We start from the raw sequence: 20,479 nt of genomic DNA, 5'->3' as shown, positions 1-20,479 counted from the left end.
TTGTAGTGATGAAAGAGTGTAATTGTGAAAGAATGAGATTGATATTACCATTGTGCGTTTTCCAAAGATTCTGCACTACACAAAAGCCTTAGACCTACCACAAGAAGTGCATTTGGGATAATGGAAAGAGAAGTTTTTGCGTTTGTGAGAATGGGAAAGTTTGAAGGAATGATGGCAGAGTTTGCAAAGGAATTGTTGGTTACCGTATTTGTCATGACCATTTTTGTACAAGCTGGTAGAACCGCATTTGGGACAAGAGAGTGTTGAGTTGTTCATATCGGGATACCTCCTTTGTCAAAAGTTGGTTGGGGGGGGTGTCCCCTCTTTAAAGGATAATGCGGTTTTTGGAAAGTTTCAATACTTTTAGTTAACATTATCAGTCTTGGATGGGGGTGAAAGGTATGAAGGTAACGTTCTTAGGACACGCAGCCGTATTGATTAGTGAAATCGAAGGAAAGTACAACGTAATTATCGACCCATTTATCAGCGGTAACCCAGTTTATCCAAGGGAATTTGAACTGCCAAAGTTAGACTACATCCTTGTGACTCACGGTCATGGTGACCATTTAGGCGATACTGTTGAATTGGCAAAGAAGTACGGCGCCACTGTTATTGCAAATTTCGAGCTATGCAGCTATTTGCAGTCAAAAGGCTGCAAAGTTCATCCAATGCACGTTGGAGGGGTTTACTATTTTGAATTTGGCAAAGTGAAACTGACACCTGCCATCCATGGTTCCGGCATACATGATGGAGACAAGGTTATTTACGGAGGTAATCCCTGTGGCTTTTTGATAAAAGCAGAAGGCAAAACCATATACCATGCAGGTGACACAGGACTGACAAAGGAGATGGAGTTAATTAAAGGTGTAGATCTTGCGTTCCTACCAATTGGTGGGAATTTTGTCATGGACGTAGAAGACGCAATAACAGCTGTTGAAATGATAAAACCAAAGGTAGTTGTTCCAATACACTACAACACTTGGGACATCATCAAAGCAGATCCCGAAAAATTCAAAACAGAAGCAGAAAAGATAGGAGTCAAGTGTGTTATTATGAAACCGGGTGAAACAATCGAGTGTCAACAGTAACTGATAATCAAAAAAGGCTCGCTTGTGCGAGCCTTTTTAATTAAACATCGTCAATTCGATTTCTTTTCTCGTGCCTTCTGAACTAAAGGTTTGGAGGATTTCGAATATTTTCCACTCTTTCCTGTGGTCTTGTTTAGAGTCCTCATAATAATATCTGCATCGGCTTCGTTAACGTCTATGAAAGAATATGTCTCAAAGACTCGCACGTTGTTTATGTTTTTTGGTTCAATACCCGTTTTTTCAGATATGTATTCAACAAGCCTCTTTTTATCCAAACCTTTAGAAGAACCAAGTGCCACAAATAACCTCACAGTCGAGTTATTCTCTGAGTGTTTTGAAAAATCCTTCACTTTTATGTTTCCATAACGTGTAATATCTATCTTCTCTTTTAAAAGGGTATGAAGTAACATTTCAACTGCTTCTGTAGGTCCTATCTCTTCAATCAATTTTTGAGCGACTTGTCTGAAGAGTTCATTCGAAACGTATGATTCTTTCCTGATGTTATTGATAACACTTTCTAATTGCCTGTTAAGTATATCTTCAACCAAGGGGATTTTATCCTTTACTATCTCTGCCTTTGCGAATCTCTTTACTCTAGTAAAATGATAGTAATCGCTCCTTGTTACGAAAGTAATTGCAAGTCCTTTCTTCCCTGCTCTTCCCGTTCGACCTATCCTGTGTACATAGTATTCCGGATCTCTTGGAACAGAGTAATTGATGACATGGGTGAGTCCTTCTATATCTATTCCCCTTGCCGCAACATCCGTAGTAACAAGTATGTTCAACTGCTTTTTTCTAAATTTATCAAGCACTCGTTCCCTTTGAGATTGTGAATAATCACCGTGCAACCCATCTGCGTTATACCCCAGGTCCGACAGTTTCTTAGCAATCTCATCGACTTCGACTTTTGTCTGGCAGAAGACAATACCATAGAACTCAGGATTCATATCAATTATTCTACACAAGAGTGGTAACTTATCGCCCTCTTCAACTTCGAAGTAAAGCTGTTCTGCATTCTCTGTTGTGAGTTCTTCTTTTACAGTGGATATATGTTCATAATCCTTCATGAATTTTCTTGCAATGCTTACTATTTCTTTCGGCATTGTTGCTGAAAAGAGAAATGTGCGCTTGGTTTCAGGTGTTTGTTTAATTATCTCAAGCACATCATCCAAAAATCCCATGTCAAGCATTCTGTCAGCTTCATCTAATACCAAGTACTTCACATTGGACAAATCGAGCGTTTTGCGATTTATATGGTCAAGCAATCTTCCAGGTGTTCCAACAACAATATCTACACCTTTTGCTAGGTCTTTAAGTTGTCGTTCCATCGATTGTCCTCCATAAACCGTGGCCACTTTAATCTTACGATTCCCTCTCAGGCTTTTTATCTCCTCGTATATCTGAAGTGCTAATTCTCTTGTAGGTGTGACTATCAACGCTTTGATACTCTTATCTACCTTAAAGTCGATACGTTCAAGTATTGGTATCACAAATGCCGCTGTCTTTCCTGTTCCAGTCTGAGCTTGAGCGATTATATCTTTATCAGTCCCAAGAGCGACAGGAAGCACCAACTTCTGAATTTCAGTGGGTTGAGTATAACCTTTCTTCTCAATAGCTAAGAGTGTTTCCTCACTTAAGCTAAAAACTTCGAAACCACTTCCTCTTTCAACGCTTTTCGTAACATCTGTGTTCTTCATATCTACTCCTACCTTTCTTCCCTGCGGGATTTAGAAATTTCCACCCCTCACCTTGCCGTCTTACTTGTCAGGTTAGTTGGGTGGATTACCTCACACGCAAGGAGAAAGGAGCGGAAAAAATATCTGTGCGTATCTTATGTTCGTATGCACATGCTAAGTAAGTTTAACATACTTTTAGATAAGTACAATTAACATTGGATTAAGATTGATTACGCTTTCAAGAACTGCCTAAATGACCTTTGCAAGCAAAACTTCCTCCATCTCGCGCAGTGCAAAATTGTGCATTTCTTTGTCGAAACTGTCGACGCATGTAGAATATACAACTGTTTCTATACCTCGATTCCTCAATTCTTCAACAGTAAACAGAACGCATATATGAGTTACAAGTCCGCCGACGTAGACTTTTCTAATATCCAATTCTCTGAGCAAGTTCTCAAGATTAGTTCCGTAAAACGCAGAGTACCTGCTTTTCTTTATTTCATAAGCTTTTTCATACCCATCTAATACTTCTTTTAGCTCATCCACAATCTCACTTCCTTTTGTATCGTGCAAGCAATGGACACCCCATATGCTAAACTCGTAGTCGTTGTCCTCGTGCCAATCTCTTGTATATATAATTGACAAGCCTCTTTTCTTGAATTCTTTTGCTAACTCAACAATCGGAGGGATAACGTTCTCGGCACCTGGAAAATAAAGAGCACCACCTGGTTTTGCAAAATCATTTTGCAAATCAACTATCAACAATGCCTCCATCTTAGCACCTCCCGTCAGATGAATTACTCATTCTGTTTTTTCATCCTTCTTTGCATCACTTTTTGAAAGTCTGTACTTACTAATTGCTTTAAGTATCTTTTCCATAGTCTCCCCATCTGGGGCTTCTATGGTATGAAGGTGTACACCGTTTGAAATCTCAGAAAGCGGTTTCGTACCGCTCGAAGCTAGGAGGGAAACAAATTTCTCCACTTCGTCAAGAGTTGAAACATCTATCCTTCCAATAATTTCCCCATACACAGGATGTTCAACGATAACGTCCAAGACTTTGCCACCATTTTCGACTATTCGTCTAAGTTCGTCGTGTATGTCCTTAGGTGAGTGCTTCACAGCAACAACCCTTCGCACCTTGTTTCCTGCATCGTAAAGGTAACCATCTCTCGTGGCAACTATCTTATGCCCCTCTTCTCTCAACTGCGCAATGTCAGAAACTATAATCTGCCTACTCACATCAAAGAGTTCTGCTAAGTATTTGCCTTTGACTGGCGTCTTACTTTTCTTGAGCAGTTCCAAAATTTGATACTTTCTTTCCATACGCATCACCTCGAATCTATTATACAATATTTTACAGAGAAAGTTAATATCAGCCACAACTTATCTGAAGGTGAGAAGAAATAAAAAGGGCGGGTTGCAACCCCGCCCGTAGATTTTGTTTTTTTGGTTTTATTTTCTTTCAACTCTTGGTTTGTCATCGTAACTTGTAATCTTTCCGCCGAGGACCTTTTGGATGTACTCTACTACAACGTCCGCCATGACGTAGTACGTGTCGTATCCTTTCTGACCTTTTAACATTGCGTATCCATCTCCACCTGCTGCCATATAGTTATTAGTGACTACCTTATATACTTTTTCTGGGTCTATTGGTTTCCCATTGATGAGTACTTCAACAAGTTTGCCTCCCTCTGCCTTCCACGTTGCACCGGCGACTTGTAAGAACGCACCCTGTCCGTTTGGAACTGATGCAGCATATTCAAAGACTTTGAGAAGGTCTGAGCCTTTCATTTCAAACACATACAATGTGTTTCCAAATGGGAGCACTGTTAGGACATCTCTTATCTTAATCTCACCAGGTTTAATAGAAGCTCTTATCCCTCCACCATTTGTAAGTGCTACATCTGCTCCCGTTTTCCAAAGCATAGCATCTGTTATGAGATTAGCGAGGTTTGTTGTCTTGGACCTAACATCTGCACGTTCCCCGTTCAGTAGGATTTCTGTATAACCAATTACTGTATCAAGTTTTGCTCCACCGAGTTTTTTGAAATAATCGAGAGCTGTTTTTACATATGACGCTTCAGGAGTAATTACCTGGTATACATTTTTGCCTGCTTCATCTTTTCCAACAACCTTTGCTTGAACCACGGGTATTGCTTGCCATTCTATTTTCGTAACTTTCCCATCTTCGAAGTAAATATCAGCTCTTCCCAACACCTTTGCCCATTCGAATGCCTGAACTATAGGAACTCCGTTAACTACTATAGGTTGAGTAAGATTTGTGTGACTGTGACCATCGATTATTAAATCAATGCCAGAAACTTGCTGAGCCAATTGGTCAGCGGTTGTGTAAAGTTCCGAATAACCTTGACCAACGCCAAGGTGTGTTAATGCAATTACAATATCTGCTTGTTTCCTGATTTCCGGAATCAGTGTTTTTGCAACTTCAATTACGTTCTTGAATTCCAAATCTTCGGAATTTGGACCTTCAAGTATCTTCGTGTGCTCGGTTGTGAAACCTACAATTGCCACTCTTACTCCGCCAATGTTTTTAATTATGTAAGGCGTAAAGAATGGCTTTCCATCTTTGTAAATGTTTGCACTTAAAAATGGGAACTTCGCCCAGCTTATTTGTTTGAAAAGCACTTCTCTTGGCTTGTCAAATTCGTGGTTACCAACCGCAACAGCATCGAGTTTCATTCTATTCAGGACAAATATGTCGGGTAGAGCATTTAATAAGTCCGATTCAGGAACACCTGTGTTTATATCTCCCGCATGTAAGAAGAGAACGTGAGGATTGACCTTTCTTTCTGCATCAATCATTGTGGCAACGGTTGAAAAACCACCTATGATATTTCCTGCAGAGTCTGTAAATGGCCAAGCATGTCCGTGAGTGTCGTTAATGTGGAACACTGTAATCCTTACCGCGAGAACAAGTAAACTCACTAACAACAAAAGTATAACAAAATATCGCTTCATAGCTATCCCTCCTTAATATGTAGTGTGATTAATATTATAAACCTTTATTTTGTTAAGACAAAACATTCTAAAAAAGCTTCTCGATAAGACTTATAACGATTTCTAAAACAAACAGCAGTATAATCATCCATTCCAAGAAATTTGCTTTGCTTTCACTATGAATTTCCAAAAGAACACTTGCAACCTCGAAGGCATGATCCAATTTCGTTGTCACGTTCTTGTATCTTCTTGAAAGTTCGTAATACCTGGCAAGTTTCTGATACAGCTGGTCGTACAATTCGTTTTCCCAGGCAATGTCAGGTTTGTCAAGTATCATGACATCTGAGAGTATCTCGTGCCTTGTTTTTAATATTTTCATTGCAAGTCCTAAAGCCTTTCTGCCTTTCGCCACTTTGCCCTTTTCTGAGAGGAATTTCTCTATCTCATCTATTAAAAGTCCTGTTTTCTGCTCTATCCTGTGTAAAGAGACACTTTGAGCCAAAACGAAAGCAACTGTTGATAGCACGCCCTCGTCTATTCTTGGTAAGTAGACTCTATCTTCAAAAATCTCGATTTCCTTGTCTTTGCTATCTTTGTTTATCACCTCGAGTATTTCCGTTGCTGTGTGCTTCACGTTACCAATAACATATTCATCGAGTTCAGAGACAAGGCTATTAAACTGATTGCTTGGTACATTTAATCCAACTACAGCTCCGAATGAGTAAACATAAACAGTGCCTTGTGCATATTTGAATTTAAAAGGTTCTTCCCATCTTATGTATTCAATATGTGATGATTTTTCCTGCATCAATCTCTTAATGTCAATGTCATCACCTAAGTCTAAGGCTATAAACCTGTACTGCACTAATAAAACCTCCTATTTTCGTATTTCCATCTTATTTTCTGTTTGTTCAACAATTATCAAGTTTCCATAAGAATACACAATTTTTCCACCGTAAAGTGTAAAAGGTCCTGAAACTCGCACATAATAGTATCTTGGAAGATGATATCCAATAGGTAGCAAAACAGAGATGTTGTCTGATTCTTTTTTTATAATCGGGCGTTCTTTAAAGAAAGTGTATATCACATCCCCACTTTCAGATGCCCAGTGATTTCTAAGAAAAGGATAATACTGCTTCATGGTAGAAAGGAAGCTTCTCAGACTCTCGTACATCTCTTTCCACGTTTTGTCCTCAGGATTCCTATCTTTTGAGAATAGGTCATCTGGGTGTAAGAAATACTGATAAGTTCCAAGTGACATAAGTGCTAATACAGAATTGGCAATCAGTCCGTCTTCCGGATAATATCCATAAGTAGTTCTTGGTATTACAACTACCTTGTCAAATAATATCTCAAACTCAGAAAGCGTATTTGCTCCTTTGTAGGTCGTTCCTATGACTTTTATACTTGGGAATGCTTTTAACAACTTTTCAACCCCAAACAAGTCTATTATGTTGTCAGGTGCTACATAACTATAAGGAATGTAACTTTCACCAAGCGTGTTTCTCAAGAATATCTTCAAAATAGATAAAACCAAATCCAATTGTTCTGTTGACCATCGGTCAGCCGTCAACGGAATATGATTGTAACCATGTATACCTAGTTCAAAATTACTATTTAATAGTTCTTTTAGCACAAGCAGTTGCTGAGGCGTGTTTGTGTATTCTTGGAAGCTGAATGGCCATGTGACAGACGCGTTGTAATTGGTAACCAAGAATGTCGTGTATTTTATGTCAAACTCTTTAGACAATTGCTTCATCGATGGCCACCATACGTTGTAGTAAAATTCGTTGTCCGTTATATCACCAAACTCCCTAGTGATTATATCCAACTTTCTGTTGTAGGCTGGTAATGGAAAATCGTCAATGAACATTGACCAACTATTTACTATTGGCTGAATCGATATTGGAAGTTGTGACAAAATAACTTGTATTAGTAGTCCACGATATTCTTTTTTAAGCAAGTCGAGTGGATAGAATATAACTTGCCCTAATCCGACTTTAATTTTCCACACAAGGCTGTCTCGTGACGAGGAAGTTATAAGATTTATAGCCCCATTCGGTGGTATTTTTATGGAAATAGATTTTGAAAAGGGTAGTTTGTAATCTTTTGGCATTGGAAAAACATTGTTATCAACTATCAAGTCTGGTATGTATTTTTGAACGTCTCCACTACTAATTACGACCACAGTTCCACCATTTGTAATATACTCCAATAATCTGGAGTCTGAAACAGGAAAAACCCCGTTGACAAGAATTACCGCATCGTAAACCGATAAAACCGGTACCACTGCACTTTTCCAGTCATAGCTTAAAAGAGTATAATCCAAAGCTTTCCTTAAATCTGGGTTATCCTGCCCGACTACTAAAAAACTGAAAGTATCATTCTCACCGAAAAGAAGTTTTGATATCATTAAGTATAAATTGAGCGTGACTTTTCCTTCGTCGTCGAAAAGGTAACTGTAGCTGATTAACCCTCCAAGATTGCTCAGGATGGCCATGTCGTAAGTGTTACCATCCTCTGTCGTTATTTTAATCAAACTCTTTGCATATGGACTTATCATTTTAAATTGCTCTACGTCGCGTAAATTTTCGAATTTAAAACTTTTAGCAGCTGAGTATTCGTTGTCTATATTTACGCTTAGTGGTTTTACCTTTTTCCAACTGAAAGTGTAAGAAATGCCTAAAAGGTTGTAGACCGAGTTAATTTCAGCAAGTCCGGGATGGTTTGAACCTGATGTATCGATACTTGCACCTAAGTTGTTTACAATTAGAATTTTCCCACCATTTATCAAAAAATGTGTGAGTTTTTCAAGATATTTTTTTGCCTCCCTCATCTGAGGACTGTAATAACATGTTATTATCAAATTGTACTGCTGGAGGTCCATATTAGAAAAATCAACGCCTTCTACATCGATAACATCGTAGCTTTCTATTAGTTCCTTCAAAACTGGTGCGAAGTATTTCACTAAAATATTGTAACCATAGCCTTGTTCAGAACCTTTGTAAAGTAGCAAAACCTTTGCCTCTATGCTTGAGAACTCCATTAAAGTCAGAAAGATAATGATGAAAGCAAAAAACCACTTTTTGAAGATCCTAAGCATTTCTTAAAACCTCCTCGTAAAGTTGACGGTAAGAATTTATCATACGCTCTAACGTGTACTTTTGACTTACCACGCGTCTGCCATTTTGAGCCAAAGTTTCACGAAGACCTTTGTCTTTAGCTAAAATAATTAACTTTTCCGCCATAGTAACATAATCTTTCGGTTCCACCACAAAACCTGATTGCCCATCTGGATCAAGGGCAATCTCAGGGCAGTTACCGACATTTGTAACAACGACTGGTAAGCCCGCAGCCATAGCCTCAAGCTGGACCAACGGTTGACCTTCCGATATACTGCTCATCAGTAATACGTCCATCATTCCATAGTAGTCGATTACATTGGCTTTTCCCGTGAAGATAACTTTTCCGCTTAAACCTAATAGTTCTACAAGATTTACGCACCTTTGATAATACTCTTCATCTTCATCTGTTGGCCCTATAACGTATAGTCGTGAATTTGGAACTTCCTTGACTAAGGCATCAAACGCTTTTATACCAGTTACCACATCCTTTATTGGAACCACCCTTCCAACCATTGCTACATTAAATGTATCATGTTCAACTTTCTTTATAGTTGAGAATTTTTCTATGTCTATACCGTTTGGTATGACATGCATCTTTCTAAAATCGGCGCCTAATTCAAATTGAAAGATTTGGTTTTTCTCGAAAAGAGTGGTCAAGGCATCACACTCTGCGTAAGCGGTCTCACTGATAAGTTTAAAAATCTCTATCCAGGGTTTTTTATACACTTCTGGTACACTCTTTGATTTCGTAATTTCTATCTCCCTTTCTCTATGATATATACCGTGTTCCGTGACTATCAATTTCCCACCGTGATAATACTTTCCAGTGAGAGCGCTTAGCACAGCGTAACCTGTTGTAGTAGAATGGTAAATATCCGCTTTTGGAGGTAAGGCTTGGATTGCACCAAGAATGGGAATTATGAAACCAATGACAGTCCAGTAAAAGCCAGGAAAACCTTCTTCTTGAAAGTACCTGACGTATATGTCGTTCAAAAAGTCCCAAAAAGTTCGGCTAAGTAACAAGTAATCAATGTGCTTGCCTGCGGTTGCCCTTAGAATGTTCGCAAAATACTTTGCTCTTTCCTCTTTTAGTTCTATCAGTTGTCTGACATATCTTACCAATTCTCTTTCATCAAAAGCGATATTTGTTTTCGAGTAGTCGCTTGAAAAGAGAAGGTATTCGTATATATATTTCAGATTCTTTGGTGGTTTATAACCAAAAAGACGTGTCCACCTCCATGGAGCCAAGTGGACAACGTCAAATTCAATGTCCGGCATATTTTCAATTAGCATCTGTATCCAAGAGGAAACTCCTCCGGTTATGTACGGATAGGTGCCTTCAACTAAGATACATACACGCATAAAGTCAGCTATAATAACGTTTTAAGCGACTACGTTAAGAAATCTCTATGATTTCAACCTCAAAGACAAGGTTTTTACCAGCTAATGGATGATTAGCATCAAGAATTGCAACCTCATCACCAAGTTCATCGACACGGACAACAAAAAAATTACCATCGGGTTGATGAACTTCAAGCAAATCTCCAACATTAACGTCCTCAGGTAAAACGTTTCTCTGAACCGAGAATTTCAAATCATCTCTTGCGGGTCCGTAAGCTTTTTCATAAGGTATTGTAAATCTCTTCTTATCTCCAACTTCTAATCCCAAAATTTCCTCTTCGAAACCTGGAATAACTTGTCCTGCACCTACAACGAATTCAAGAGGTTGCCTGCCATAAGAACTGTCGAAAACCTGCCCGTCTTCAAACATACCTGTGTAATGGACCTTCACCTTGTCACCACTTTTAATACCCATGGATAATCACATCCTTCTAAAAAAATTAAGAAAACCTATATTCATTATACCACAAGATTAAAAAAAGAAAAATTCGTACCCAAGTCATGGTCGAAGTTTAAGCTTTTATTCGTTTTTCTTATGCCTTCTTCCGTCAAACTATAAAATTGCGCTCCTAAGTTAAAAATACGTGCCATTCTGTTGATTTACTTTTCTGAATTAAACCTGCCTTTTGAAAATCGTGCGTTATGAAAATGTACACTAACTTTTGTGTTCTTGGTCTTTTTAGAAGGTCTGTAGGTGAAATAATTCTTTCTTTGATACGCCTTACCTTCTCCCATATGGTCTTCTTTTGTGAATTTCTTACTGGATGTAGTCTCGTTTTCGGAAAGTTTGTATATTAAATAAAATGCAAGTAATGTTATCAGCGTGTTAGCTAAGTAGAAGAAACCTGATACAAGGAATAATTTGTTATAGTCTGTTACTCCGTTTTTCGAAAGACTTGCGAAAAGTTGTGCTGATGAAGCCCTCATGACGTTATTAAGAAAGTAGCTAAGACCTGAATATGTTGCTAAACTCGCTTTTGGAAGATAAGATAAACAGAAAACCATATACATTGGTGTTGAAATGTTTATTAGCACATACCTGAGTACGTAAGCAATGCTAAAAACTAAGGAGTTTAACGTAAATAATGGCATCGTAAATATAAGCAAGGTAACACTGAGATATATCAAGAATAAAGTTAATTTGTACCCATATTTAGCCGTTAGTTTGTGTGAAAACAAAGATGTTGCTGCTGTTGATAACTGGGATACAGCAAGAACTGTTGTAATTGCTAAAGTTGAGAACTTGAACAAATCGTAAAATATCACGTTACCAAAGTTTATAAAGACACCCGCCGCAAGACTTACCAAAGCACCAGAAAGCAAATAGTAAACAAGCATTGTTTTTTGAGTTTTTGTAAGATTTTGTTTTTTTACTCTTTTTTTACTGACCTTAACGTCCGGAAACGCAAAAACTGGAACAACAGAGACAAAAGCTAATATCATCGATAAAACAAGTGTGGGAAAAATTCCTAGCGACTTTCCAAGCACCCCAGCACCAAAGTAACCAATAACACCCGTTACAAGAACTATCGCAAAGTTTATATTTGAATTTCTCAGTCTCTTTTTTTCATCAGAATGTTCTATAACGGTTATAGTCGGCATGATAACAGAAGTATCAAAAAAACCAAAAAGGAACGAAACGACATACAACCATCCTGCTACGCTAACATTGAAAAGACGCAAAAGCCCAAATAAAGTATATATGGGCATCGTAAAAAGAATAGTCTTCTTTCTCCCAATTCTATCAGATAAACTTGCAAAGAGGAAACCGCCAAAGGCAAGCCCCCAAGAATAATAAAACGTTGCGGTTCCAATGGCTTGGTTAGTAATTTGGTTTTCCTTTAGGTATAGGTTAAAAAGTGCAGTGTAAAATGCCCTAGACAGACCTACAAGGAATGTGTAACTGTTAACAAGCCAAATCAAAAGACTCCCCCCGAAAAATGTTATTGTGAACCTCTCGTGAAAATGCTTCAAATTTATTAACGAATACAAAAACATTCAATAGATACAATATTATCATGAATAGCACACATCAAAAATTATATCACTTTAGGTCGAGTAATTTATATTTCTTTTCTGTAACAAAAATTATGTACGTTAAGTAAACACACACATTGTTTGATACCCAAAATTCATATGAAATTTCCATTTATGTTACTTTAGTATTGTCCAGTTAATTGATTTTTTTTCACGAGGCTGTATTATATTTTCTGTAAGACTTTGGTGAGGTGATTTTATGTTTGAAGGTTTGAGAGACAAGCTATCGAACGCTTTCAAGGTGCTATCTGGGAAAGGTAAAATTACTGAAAAAAATATAGAAGAAGCGATACAAATTGTGAAAACATCACTTCTAGCTGCTGATGTTAATTACAGAGTTGTCAAAGAGTTCGTTGAAAATGTAAAAAAGCGCACACTTGGCGAAGAAGTTTTAAAATCACTGACACCTGACCAGATGTTCATCAAGATTGTCAGGGATGAATTAATAAAACTACTTGGCGAAAGAGAACCTTTCAGACTTATCCACCATCCTTCCTACGTCATGATGGTAGGTTTGCAAGGTACAGGAAAAACAACAAGTGCTGCAAAGATTGCTAATTACCTAAAAAAACAAGGTAAACACCCAATTTTAGTGGCAGCAGATACTTATAGGCCGGCAGCAATTGACCAGCTTGAAACGTTAGGAAAAAAGATAGGTGTCCCTGTAATTACCGGAGACAGGAAAAACGCATTGAAAATCGTCGAAGAAGCTATGAAGACTGTCAAAGATAGCGGATATGATGTAGTCATACTCGATACAGCTGGACGTTTGCACATAGATGATGAGATGATGGAAGAACTCGAAAAGATAAAGGCAATGGTAAACCCAGACGAGATACTCCTGACTGTTGATGCGATGGCTGGACAAGATGCTGTAAACTCAGCCAAGGTCTTCAACGAAAGACTAAATATAACAGGCTTCGTCATTACAAAGTTAGATGGTGATTCTCGTGGTGGTGTAATACTTACTATCAGATACATCACAGGTAAACCTGTCAAGTTTGTCGGCGTTGGTGAAAAAATCGACGATTTCGATGAATTTTATCCGGACAGAATAGCGAACCGTATTCTAGGTTTGGGTGACGTGCTTTCTTTGATTGAAAAAGTTGAGCGTGAACTTGACCAAGAAAAGATGCAAAAAATGGGCGAAAAATTTATGAGAGCCGAGTTCACACTTGAGGACTTCAGAGAACAGATAAAAGAGATAAAGAAGCTAGGGATCGAAAAAATTCTCGAAGCATTACCTGGAACCCCGGATATTGACCTAAACACCAGTGAAAAGGAATTAAAAAAGATTGAAGCGATAATCAATTCAATGACCCCAGAAGAAAGGAACAATCCAGCTATTTTGAACGCAAGTAGGAAAAAAAGGATAGCACTGGGAAGCGGAACAACTGTTCAGGATATAAACAAACTACTGAAGTCGTACGAAGAAATGAAAAAGTTAATGAAAATGATGAAGAAGGGAAAATTACCATTTGGTCTTCGAGGTTTGAAGTTTTAAGAAATAGAATTTAATAAATCTCATCACAAAGAAAGCTTAGGAGGTGTTGTTGGTGGTAAGGATTAGACTTACACGCATGGGAAAGAAGAAACAACCATTCTACAGAATTGTTGTTGTTGACCAGAGAAAAAAGAGAGACGGAGCTTACATTGAAAGTCTTGGTTACTACAACCCACTTAAGGAACCCTACGAAGTTAAGGTTGATATCGACAGAGCTGTTGAATGGATGCTCAAAGGCGCACAACCAAGCGAAACTGTTTCTAAACTGCTTGGTAAATTAGGCCTCTACGAAAAACTTGAAGCTGCCAAAGCCAAGAAGGAGGCATAAGTGTGAAGGATTTTCTTGAGTACGTCCTCAAATCTATCGCTAAACATCCAGATGATGTAGTAGTTGTCGAATACACAGAGGACGGAAAAAAGGTTTTTGATATTTCGGTGCATCCAGAGGATGTAGGTCAGATTATCGGCAAGGATGGGAGAACTATTAAATCAATCAAAATCTTGTTGTCCGCTATGGCCGATGATTCTGACTTCATCCTGAAGGTGATAAGATGATGAAACGAGTTGAAGAGTTACTGAAAGACAAGGTAGCCCTTGGTGTTTTGAGTAACACCCATGGATTGAAAGGCGATTTAAAACTACACCTTTTTACAAACATGCCTGAGCTTGTTTCAAAACTAACAGAAGTCGTTGCTTACAACGAGTCTCAGAAAAAATTTGCTTATATACGAATTGAAACGAGTAGAAAAGCTCATGACTATTACATAGTTCACATAGCTGGTGTTAACACCATATCTGAGGCAGAAAAACTCAAAGGTTTCGTCCTATATGTTGATAAGTCGTTCTTCCCAAAATCCAAAGACGGCGAATATTACTTTTTCGAACTCTTCGATTGCGAGGTCATAGATGAAAACGGAAACTCCTTAGGTATTGTAGAAGATGTTATAGAAACAGGGAACAACGATGTAATAGTAGTAAAGAAGGGTAACGAAGAGGTTCTCATACCAGTTATCGAAAGGTATGTTACAAAAATAGATAAAGAAGCAAAGAAAATTCATGTGAAGATGCCGGAGTGGTTAGAGTGAGGATTGGGATTGTCACCATATTTCCAGACTTTGTAAAAGTTATACGAGAATACGGGGTAATTGCCAAAGCAGTTGAAAATGGCCTTTTACACATCGATATATTCAACCTGCGTGATTTCACAACAGACAAACACAAGGTCGTCGATGACTATCCATATGGTGGCGGTCCCGGCATGGTTATGAAACCTGAGCCCTTCTTTCGATTCTTTGAGTTCTTTCAAAGTAACTATGGAAAAGCTTACGTTGTTCTCACTTCTCCTCAAGGTAGAAGACTCGACAACAAAGTTGCTATGGAACTTGCTAACAAAGAACAGATTGTAATCATATGCGGAAGATATGAAGGAATCGACGAACGCGTTATGAAATTCGTGGACGATGAGATTTCGATAGGTGACTATGTACTAACAGGTGGAGAACTCCCCGCAATGGTTATTGTCGATGCAGTTTCAAGATTTGTTCCAGGTGTGGTAGAAGAGGAATCTGTTAAGAACGACTCTTTCTACAACAACTTGTTAGACCATCCACATTACACAAGGCCAAGGGAAATAGAGGGTATGTCTGTTCCTGAAGTTTTAATAAGTGGTAACCACGAAGAAATAGAACTTTGGAGACGGAAAGAATCATTGAAAAAAACGATGCTAAAGAGACCTGATATCTTTATGAAACATGAATTCGACGAATTAGACAAGAAGGCTTTAATAAACCTTTTTAAGGAGCTGATTAGGGATGCTCGATAAAATATATACAGCTCTAATTCACTATCCTGTCCTTGGTAGGGACGGTAGGATTATAACAACTGCAGTTACAAACCTTGACATCCATGACATAGCTCGCAGTTCAAGGACATACAACATAAAAAAATACTATGTCGTAACGCATCTTCCTGCTCAACAGGATATAGTAAAAAAGGTACTTGGATACTGGACCGACGGATTCGGGAAAACTTACAATCCCAACCGTTCGGATGCACTGTCTATAGTTGAGCTCAAATCATACCTTGAAGATGTAATCGAAGATATAGAGAAAAACGAAGGTCAGAAACCCATAATGATGTTTACTTCAGCAAAGGTCAGACCAAACACTATAACGTATGAAGAAGGTAGGAAAATCATATTAAATGAGCAAAGACCTATCTTGTTGCTCTTTGGAACAGGCTGGGGCATGCCAAAGGAATTAGAAGACATGTGTGATTATTCCTTGGAACCTATCCGTGGTAAAAGTGATTTTAACCACTTATCAGTTAGAGCAGCTGTTGCGATAATCTTGGACAGATTAATCGGAGAGTCCGTTCTAGAAAAAACGGAAAAATAAGAATCTGAAAAGGAGGTTATACATATGAGCATGGACAACCTTGTGAGAATCATTGAGAAAAGTCAACTCAAAGAAGTTCCAGAATTCAGACCCGGAGATACGGTAAGAGTTCATGTCAAAGTTAAAGAAGGAGACAAGGAAAGAATTCAAGCTTACGAAGGCATAGTTATTGCTATTAGAGGTTCCGGTATTAGCAAAACATTCACGGTTAGAAGAATCGCTGCAGGTGGTATTGGAGTCGAAAGGATTTTCCCACTTTATGCTCCAACCATCGAGAAGATAGAGGTTCTCAGAAAAGGTCGTGTAAGAAGGGCAAAACTCTATTACCTCAGAAATGTCAAGGGTAAGGTGAAGATTAAGGAGAGAAAATAAAATGTCCTCAAAGAAAAAAGCTGAGAACAGCAAATTGGATAAAGGAAAAAACCTAGCAAAAGAGATAGTCATAACACTTATATACGCTATTGTTGCCGCAACAATCATACGGGTCTTCGTATTTGAAACAATGCTTGTTCCCACTCCATCGATGGTCCCCACAATAAATGTGGGGGACCGTCTTTTTGTTGAGAAGATAACGTATTCTGCACGTGAACCGGAAGTTGGCGAAATTGTCGTCTTTTATACTCCGTTCCCGGATGAACGCGCTCAGCAAATGCTTAGAGCATTTGATAAATTCATGGATTTATTCACACCAAGGCAATTCAAAGGTTCGGTAAAGTATGTAAAACGGTTGGTCGCTAAAGAAGGAGACGTAATCACTTTGAAAGAAGTGGACGGAAACTGGAAATTGTTCGTCAACGGTCATATACCTGAGCATCTGAAAGATGTTAATTACACAAGAGAGGGCATTTTTAGATATCCTAAACTTTGGGAATACCTAGCTGAAGCGAGCAAGTATAAGAACGATAAAAATCAATACAGAAATTATCTTTTTGAACTAGCATTTAAAGAAGGAACAGAGTTAACAAATATTGTCTTCAGTATTTTAGGTGGACTTGAGCCTGTACCCTACGGTATAGATTACACTGTTTTTGTAGACCGATATTTGAAACCCTATGGGATAAAATTTTCAGATTATGTGTGGGAGGAAAATGGACAGGTATATGTGAAAATTCCTCATGGTTTCTATTTCTTTATGGGAGATAATTCTTCTCAAAGTTTAGACAGCAGGTATTTTGGTTTTGTTCCAAAAGATTGCGTCGTTGGTAGACCCATTTTAAGAGTGTGGCCATTCAAAGCGTTTGGTCCTATCCAACCGTTAGTAGATATAAAAAAGTAAGTGCGCATAAACAAAAAAAGCGGGGTGAGACACAAACCATCCCGCTTTTTCTTTTTTTTGGTTTCGCACCTGGCTATTTCTTTGCTTCCCAGATTACTGAATTAAGTGCTTTGAAGAAATCTACTCCGGATTTTCCAAGTTCTGCTATCTGCTTGTTTATCTCTTCATTCGCTTTTAGAGCCTCGATAACACCTTCCGGGTCAAATACAAGCAATACATTAGTATAAACGAGTGAGCCCACTCTTTCTTCCCATATCGCGTATACATAAGCACCAGAAATTTGAGCTTCAGAGAAAATCTGCGTTACTCTCTTATACACTTCAAGAGCGATACTTTTAACCTGTTGTGCTCTTGAATCCGAAGTACTTTGTAATTGCCCTTCAACAAGTGCTGCAAAAGTTTGCACTCTGACATTGAAATACTCGGCAAGTTCTTTGTATGCATTAATCTTTGCCTTTTCTCTTGCACTTACCGTGTCAATGCCTCCACTTATGCTTTGGCCCACAAAAGCGACTAATCTTCCAGTTTTGTACAGCTCACCAACCCTTTTTTCAATACTATTGTTCACAAAGACAATAGTAGCATCTCTAGGAATATTTTGAATCTTATATCCGTTAGCAGTTATCCATTGGTATTGGTCTTGTTGAAGTAACATAAAAAGAAGAAACGCTCCAAACACAACCGATACTATTACTACAGTCCATAAAACCCAGTTGTTTTCAAATATCACACAAGCACACCTCCTTACAGGAAACTAAATTAATTTTACTTAGTCACTTGATAATTAAAATCCGATATCTTTTTAATTCTTACAGCATCAATTGCGGAAAGGAATTTTTCCATATCAGACATAGGAACGTTTTCTATCTCCACTATCAATTTTGTATCAGTCTTTTCAACAACTCTAACTTTATCATACTTCGCGTTTAAGTAATCAAGCAAAATCGAACCGTAGATTGCTCTTTCAAGCACAAACGTGTACTTGTAAACAGCAAAGGGTTGTGCGTTTTCGAACTTGAGAGAACGTGCAATAGCATTTACATATTCTTTGAATTTTTGACCAGATGTTGTCTTAGATAAAGCTGCTTGTTCAGTTGCTCCTGTGTTAACTTCCTCAAATCTTACACTATCAAGCATGTTACCAGTTATAGTGTCAATAATCTGTGTCGTAATCAAAGTTCTGACAGAATAAACTTTGTAATCTGGCAAGTACGTTGTTGCGCTGTTAACAATCACGTAAATTAAGTATCTTGCAGCACTCAACGCTGTTACTCTTGCCAGCAAGTTTGGTGGTAGATTGCTCTTTAGCTGAGCCTCGAGTATTTTCCTTGAGAAGTCTTTAGACACGAGCTTTATACCGGAAGATAGCAGTCCATTAATTATCGCAGGTTCGACGTATCCTAATTTATCCCCTTCGGTTAGAACCAACGCAAAACCAACCGGAGCATTTCTCAAAGCTTCTTTAAGATTGTTCTCAAAATCATATTTCTTAATCGTTGAACTCACAAGAACGTAATATAAACCTGCGTATTCTCCCGTTGCCGATATTTCATAGTCGATAGCTCCAATAACTTTGGTGAGAATATATTCATCCAATGGAACGTCCAACAGTTCCCTGTCACTGCCGACAAGTAATTCAGACGCAGCTTTTTTTATAGTTTTTACTAACGCATCCCTCAAAGCATTCTCATGCCTTAACTTTTGGTCCGATGTTATCTTAGCAGTCCCACTAGCTAAAATCTTCAGCTCATCATCTGTTTTGTAGACCGTTTTCAGGATGTCAGGGTTAATCCTAACGCTTCCTGGAGCCCATGTAGCATTTACCACTCCTGCGAGTGAAACCGTTACTCTGGACGTGTTGGATTTGACAAGAACAGACAACACAGCAGTCCCTTCACTAAGTGTTACCAAATCTTGAGCTTCAACCTGTTCTCCGAAAATCCACACCGATTTTGCCTGAGTAGGTTCTACAATAATCTCAAGTTTGACTTGTTCTCCAAGTAGTACATCCTGAGGGCCTTTAATCGATATTTTCACGTCATTTAAAAACGGTTTAAGTTTGTCAACATCCACAGAACCAAGCGGTAAGTCATTAACCATTGAGAACAATTCGTTTAAATAGTTAGCCACTTCTAGTGCACTTTTCTTGTCATTAACTTGTGCAGAGTTTATACTAGCGATGAGGTTTTGAACCCTATCATATCTCCTTCTGATATCATTTACAATTTGAACCAGCTCTTGCGCAGTCTTTGGAGGAAAAATATTTGCTGACAAAAGAGGTTCGTATTTATCAGCAATAGCCTTTGCGGAGAATATCATTTTAGAGTCGAGCAATGATTTACCTAGTCTTATAGCAAGAAAAGCCTCTAATTGCTGTTTCGCTTTCTCAGCCTCTATATATACTTGGACTTTTGCATAATACTGGTTTCCAACTTTCTTCCTCTCTGTAGTTCTGTAAGAAACCCCCAGTAATTCCATTTCTGACCTCGTTTGAATTGTCCTTTCGTATTGACTTTCGAATCTTTCCTTTACTTTCCCATCTTGAACCATCGTTGTAAGCTTTTCTTTTAGTACAGCGGATGATTTTACCTCCACGTACAGTTGTTCAATCAGCTTTTGGAATCCATTGTTTTTTGCAGTCTCTTCTGCTTCTAATTCTGTTTTCCCGTAACCTTCACCAAAGACTTCGATATAAGCATTCGAAAGCTGTGCTGGAGGTTGCACTGGTGATATTTGAACCGACTGCTGAGGCTGTTGAGGTTGTGACGAAGACTGAGAAGATTGTGATGGTTGTGTTGTTTGGGGCGGCTGAACTTGTTCTTGGGAACTGCCAGAACCTGTAGCTGTGCTTATTGTCTTATTTATGTCCTCCGTAGTCTTAATAGCTAACGATGTATCAGGTTGATTAACTTCAGATTTGGGTATTAAGAGAAAAAAACCTGCAACTAGGATACCTATCAACAAAGCCGAAATTATCAACAGAATTGTCGAATCCATAGGAACACCACCTCTTTA

The 20,479-nt window shown here is 38.4% G+C and carries 21 protein-coding genes; 9 read left to right on the top strand and 12 right to left on the bottom strand.

Translation table 11 applies throughout. From position 1 onward, the window contains the following. Positions 1-75: 75 nt before the first annotated feature. Entirely contained in the window at positions 76-276 is a 201-nt protein-coding gene (locus JM64_RS09945) for an IS1/IS1595 family N-terminal zinc-binding domain-containing protein (RefSeq protein WP_231882358.1), read from the bottom strand. A 125-nt stretch (positions 277-401) separates the two neighbouring features. On the opposite strand from JM64_RS09945, the gene JM64_RS02415 reads away from it, so the two are divergent. Next, positions 402-1,088: a metal-dependent hydrolase gene (locus tag JM64_RS02415; protein WP_064011342.1), complete on the top strand. Its 687-nt coding sequence runs from the start codon at positions 402-404 to the stop codon at positions 1,086-1,088. A 50-nt stretch (positions 1,089-1,138) separates the two neighbouring features. On the opposite strand, the gene JM64_RS02410 is transcribed toward JM64_RS02415, so the two are convergent. The 9 genes from JM64_RS02410 to JM64_RS02370 all read right to left on the bottom strand — a co-directional run bounded on the left by JM64_RS02410 (position 1,139) and on the right by JM64_RS02370 (position 12,174). Beyond that, positions 1,139-2,785, bottom strand: a complete 1,647-nt coding sequence (locus JM64_RS02410) for a DEAD/DEAH box helicase (RefSeq protein WP_064011341.1) — start codon at positions 2,783-2,785, stop codon at positions 1,139-1,141. A 228-nt stretch (positions 2,786-3,013) separates the two neighbouring features. Further along, positions 3,014-3,538, bottom strand: coding sequence for a cysteine hydrolase family protein (locus tag JM64_RS02405; protein ID WP_064011340.1), 525 nt, complete (start codon positions 3,536-3,538; stop codon positions 3,014-3,016). 27 nt (positions 3,539-3,565) lie between these two features. Further along, positions 3,566-4,090 carry a transcription repressor NadR gene (locus JM64_RS02400; protein ID WP_064011339.1) on the bottom strand — a complete coding sequence of 175 codons (525 nt, stop codon included), beginning with the start codon at positions 4,088-4,090 and terminating at the stop codon, positions 3,566-3,568. Positions 4,091-4,219: 129 nt separating this feature from the next. Then, positions 4,220-5,746: a bifunctional UDP-sugar hydrolase/5'-nucleotidase gene (locus tag JM64_RS02395; RefSeq protein ID WP_064011338.1), complete on the bottom strand. Its 1,527-nt coding sequence runs from the start codon at positions 5,744-5,746 to the stop codon at positions 4,220-4,222. 67 nt (positions 5,747-5,813) lie between these two features. Then, the gene (locus tag JM64_RS02390; protein WP_064011337.1) at positions 5,814-6,590 is read right to left on the bottom strand and encodes an RMD1 family protein; all 777 of its coding nucleotides are present in this window, start codon (positions 6,588-6,590) and stop codon (positions 5,814-5,816) included. Between the two features lie 12 nt (positions 6,591-6,602). Further along, complete coding sequence (locus tag JM64_RS02385) at positions 6,603-8,828, bottom strand: DUF2194 domain-containing protein (protein WP_064011336.1); 2,226 nt, start codon at positions 8,826-8,828, stop codon at positions 6,603-6,605. Then, the gene (pelF, locus tag JM64_RS02380) at positions 8,821-10,212 is read right to left on the bottom strand and encodes a GT4 family glycosyltransferase PelF (RefSeq protein ID WP_064011335.1); all 1,392 of its coding nucleotides are present in this window, start codon (positions 10,210-10,212) and stop codon (positions 8,821-8,823) included. Before pelF ends, JM64_RS02385 begins: the two co-directional genes overlap by 8 nt. 34 nt (positions 10,213-10,246) lie before the next feature. Then, entirely contained in the window at positions 10,247-10,666 is a 420-nt protein-coding gene (locus JM64_RS02375) for an FKBP-type peptidyl-prolyl cis-trans isomerase (RefSeq protein ID WP_064011334.1), read from the bottom strand. 185 nt (positions 10,667-10,851) lie between these two features. Beyond that, positions 10,852-12,174, bottom strand: coding sequence for an MFS transporter (locus JM64_RS02370; protein ID WP_064011333.1), 1,323 nt, complete (start codon positions 12,172-12,174; stop codon positions 10,852-10,854). Positions 12,175-12,487: 313 nt separating this feature from the next. Between JM64_RS02370 and ffh the strand changes: the two genes are divergently transcribed. From ffh to lepB, 8 genes are read left to right on the top strand one after another with little or no spacing between them, the layout of a single operon-like run. Further along, the gene (gene ffh, locus JM64_RS02365; RefSeq protein WP_064011332.1) at positions 12,488-13,792 is read left to right on the top strand and encodes a signal recognition particle protein; all 1,305 of its coding nucleotides are present in this window, start codon (positions 12,488-12,490) and stop codon (positions 13,790-13,792) included. A 52-nt stretch (positions 13,793-13,844) separates the two neighbouring features. Continuing rightward, a complete protein-coding gene (gene rpsP / locus JM64_RS02360) occupies positions 13,845-14,120 on the top strand; it encodes a 30S ribosomal protein S16 (RefSeq protein ID WP_014451474.1) in 276 nt (91 codons plus the stop codon). Positions 14,121-14,122: 2 nt separating this feature from the next. Beyond that, the gene (locus JM64_RS02355) at positions 14,123-14,347 is read left to right on the top strand and encodes a KH domain-containing protein (protein WP_014451475.1); all 225 of its coding nucleotides are present in this window, start codon (positions 14,123-14,125) and stop codon (positions 14,345-14,347) included. Continuing rightward, a complete protein-coding gene (gene rimM / locus JM64_RS02350) occupies positions 14,344-14,877 on the top strand; it encodes a ribosome maturation factor RimM (RefSeq protein WP_064011331.1) in 534 nt (177 codons plus the stop codon). Before JM64_RS02355 ends, rimM begins: the two co-directional genes overlap by 4 nt. Beyond that, entirely contained in the window at positions 14,874-15,614 is a 741-nt protein-coding gene (gene trmD, locus JM64_RS02345) for a tRNA (guanosine(37)-N1)-methyltransferase TrmD (protein WP_064011330.1), read from the top strand. The genes rimM and trmD overlap by 4 nt, the downstream gene beginning before the upstream one ends. Then, positions 15,604-16,188, top strand: a complete 585-nt coding sequence (locus JM64_RS02340; protein ID WP_064011329.1) for an RNA methyltransferase — start codon at positions 15,604-15,606, stop codon at positions 16,186-16,188. The genes trmD and JM64_RS02340 overlap by 11 nt, the downstream gene beginning before the upstream one ends. Before the next feature lie 24 nt (positions 16,189-16,212). Then, complete coding sequence (rplS, locus tag JM64_RS02335) at positions 16,213-16,560, top strand: 50S ribosomal protein L19 (RefSeq protein ID WP_064011328.1); 348 nt, start codon at positions 16,213-16,215, stop codon at positions 16,558-16,560. A 1-nt stretch (position 16,561) separates the two neighbouring features. Continuing rightward, positions 16,562-17,464 (top strand): signal peptidase I, encoded by a 903-nt coding sequence (gene lepB, locus JM64_RS02330; RefSeq protein ID WP_064011327.1) that lies wholly within the window; start codon positions 16,562-16,564, stop codon positions 17,462-17,464. A 73-nt stretch (positions 17,465-17,537) separates the two neighbouring features. Here lepB and JM64_RS02325 read toward each other — a convergent pair whose 3' ends face one another. Together JM64_RS02325 and JM64_RS02320 are read right to left on the bottom strand one after the other, a co-directional pair. Further along, positions 17,538-18,194 (bottom strand): hypothetical protein, encoded by a 657-nt coding sequence (locus JM64_RS02325; protein ID WP_082868250.1) that lies wholly within the window; start codon positions 18,192-18,194, stop codon positions 17,538-17,540. 35 nt (positions 18,195-18,229) lie between these two features. Beyond that, positions 18,230-20,461 carry a hypothetical protein gene (locus JM64_RS02320; protein ID WP_064011326.1) on the bottom strand — a complete coding sequence of 744 codons (2,232 nt, stop codon included), beginning with the start codon at positions 20,459-20,461 and terminating at the stop codon, positions 18,230-18,232. Positions 20,462-20,479: the final 18 nt, after the last annotated feature.

The organism is Fervidobacterium pennivorans (assembly GCF_001644665.1).
Lineage (GTDB): Bacteria > Thermotogota > Thermotogae > Thermotogales > Fervidobacteriaceae > Fervidobacterium > Fervidobacterium ngatamarikiense.
Note: the sequence above shows the minus strand (reverse complement) of the source record. Positions and strands in the feature narration are given on the sequence as shown.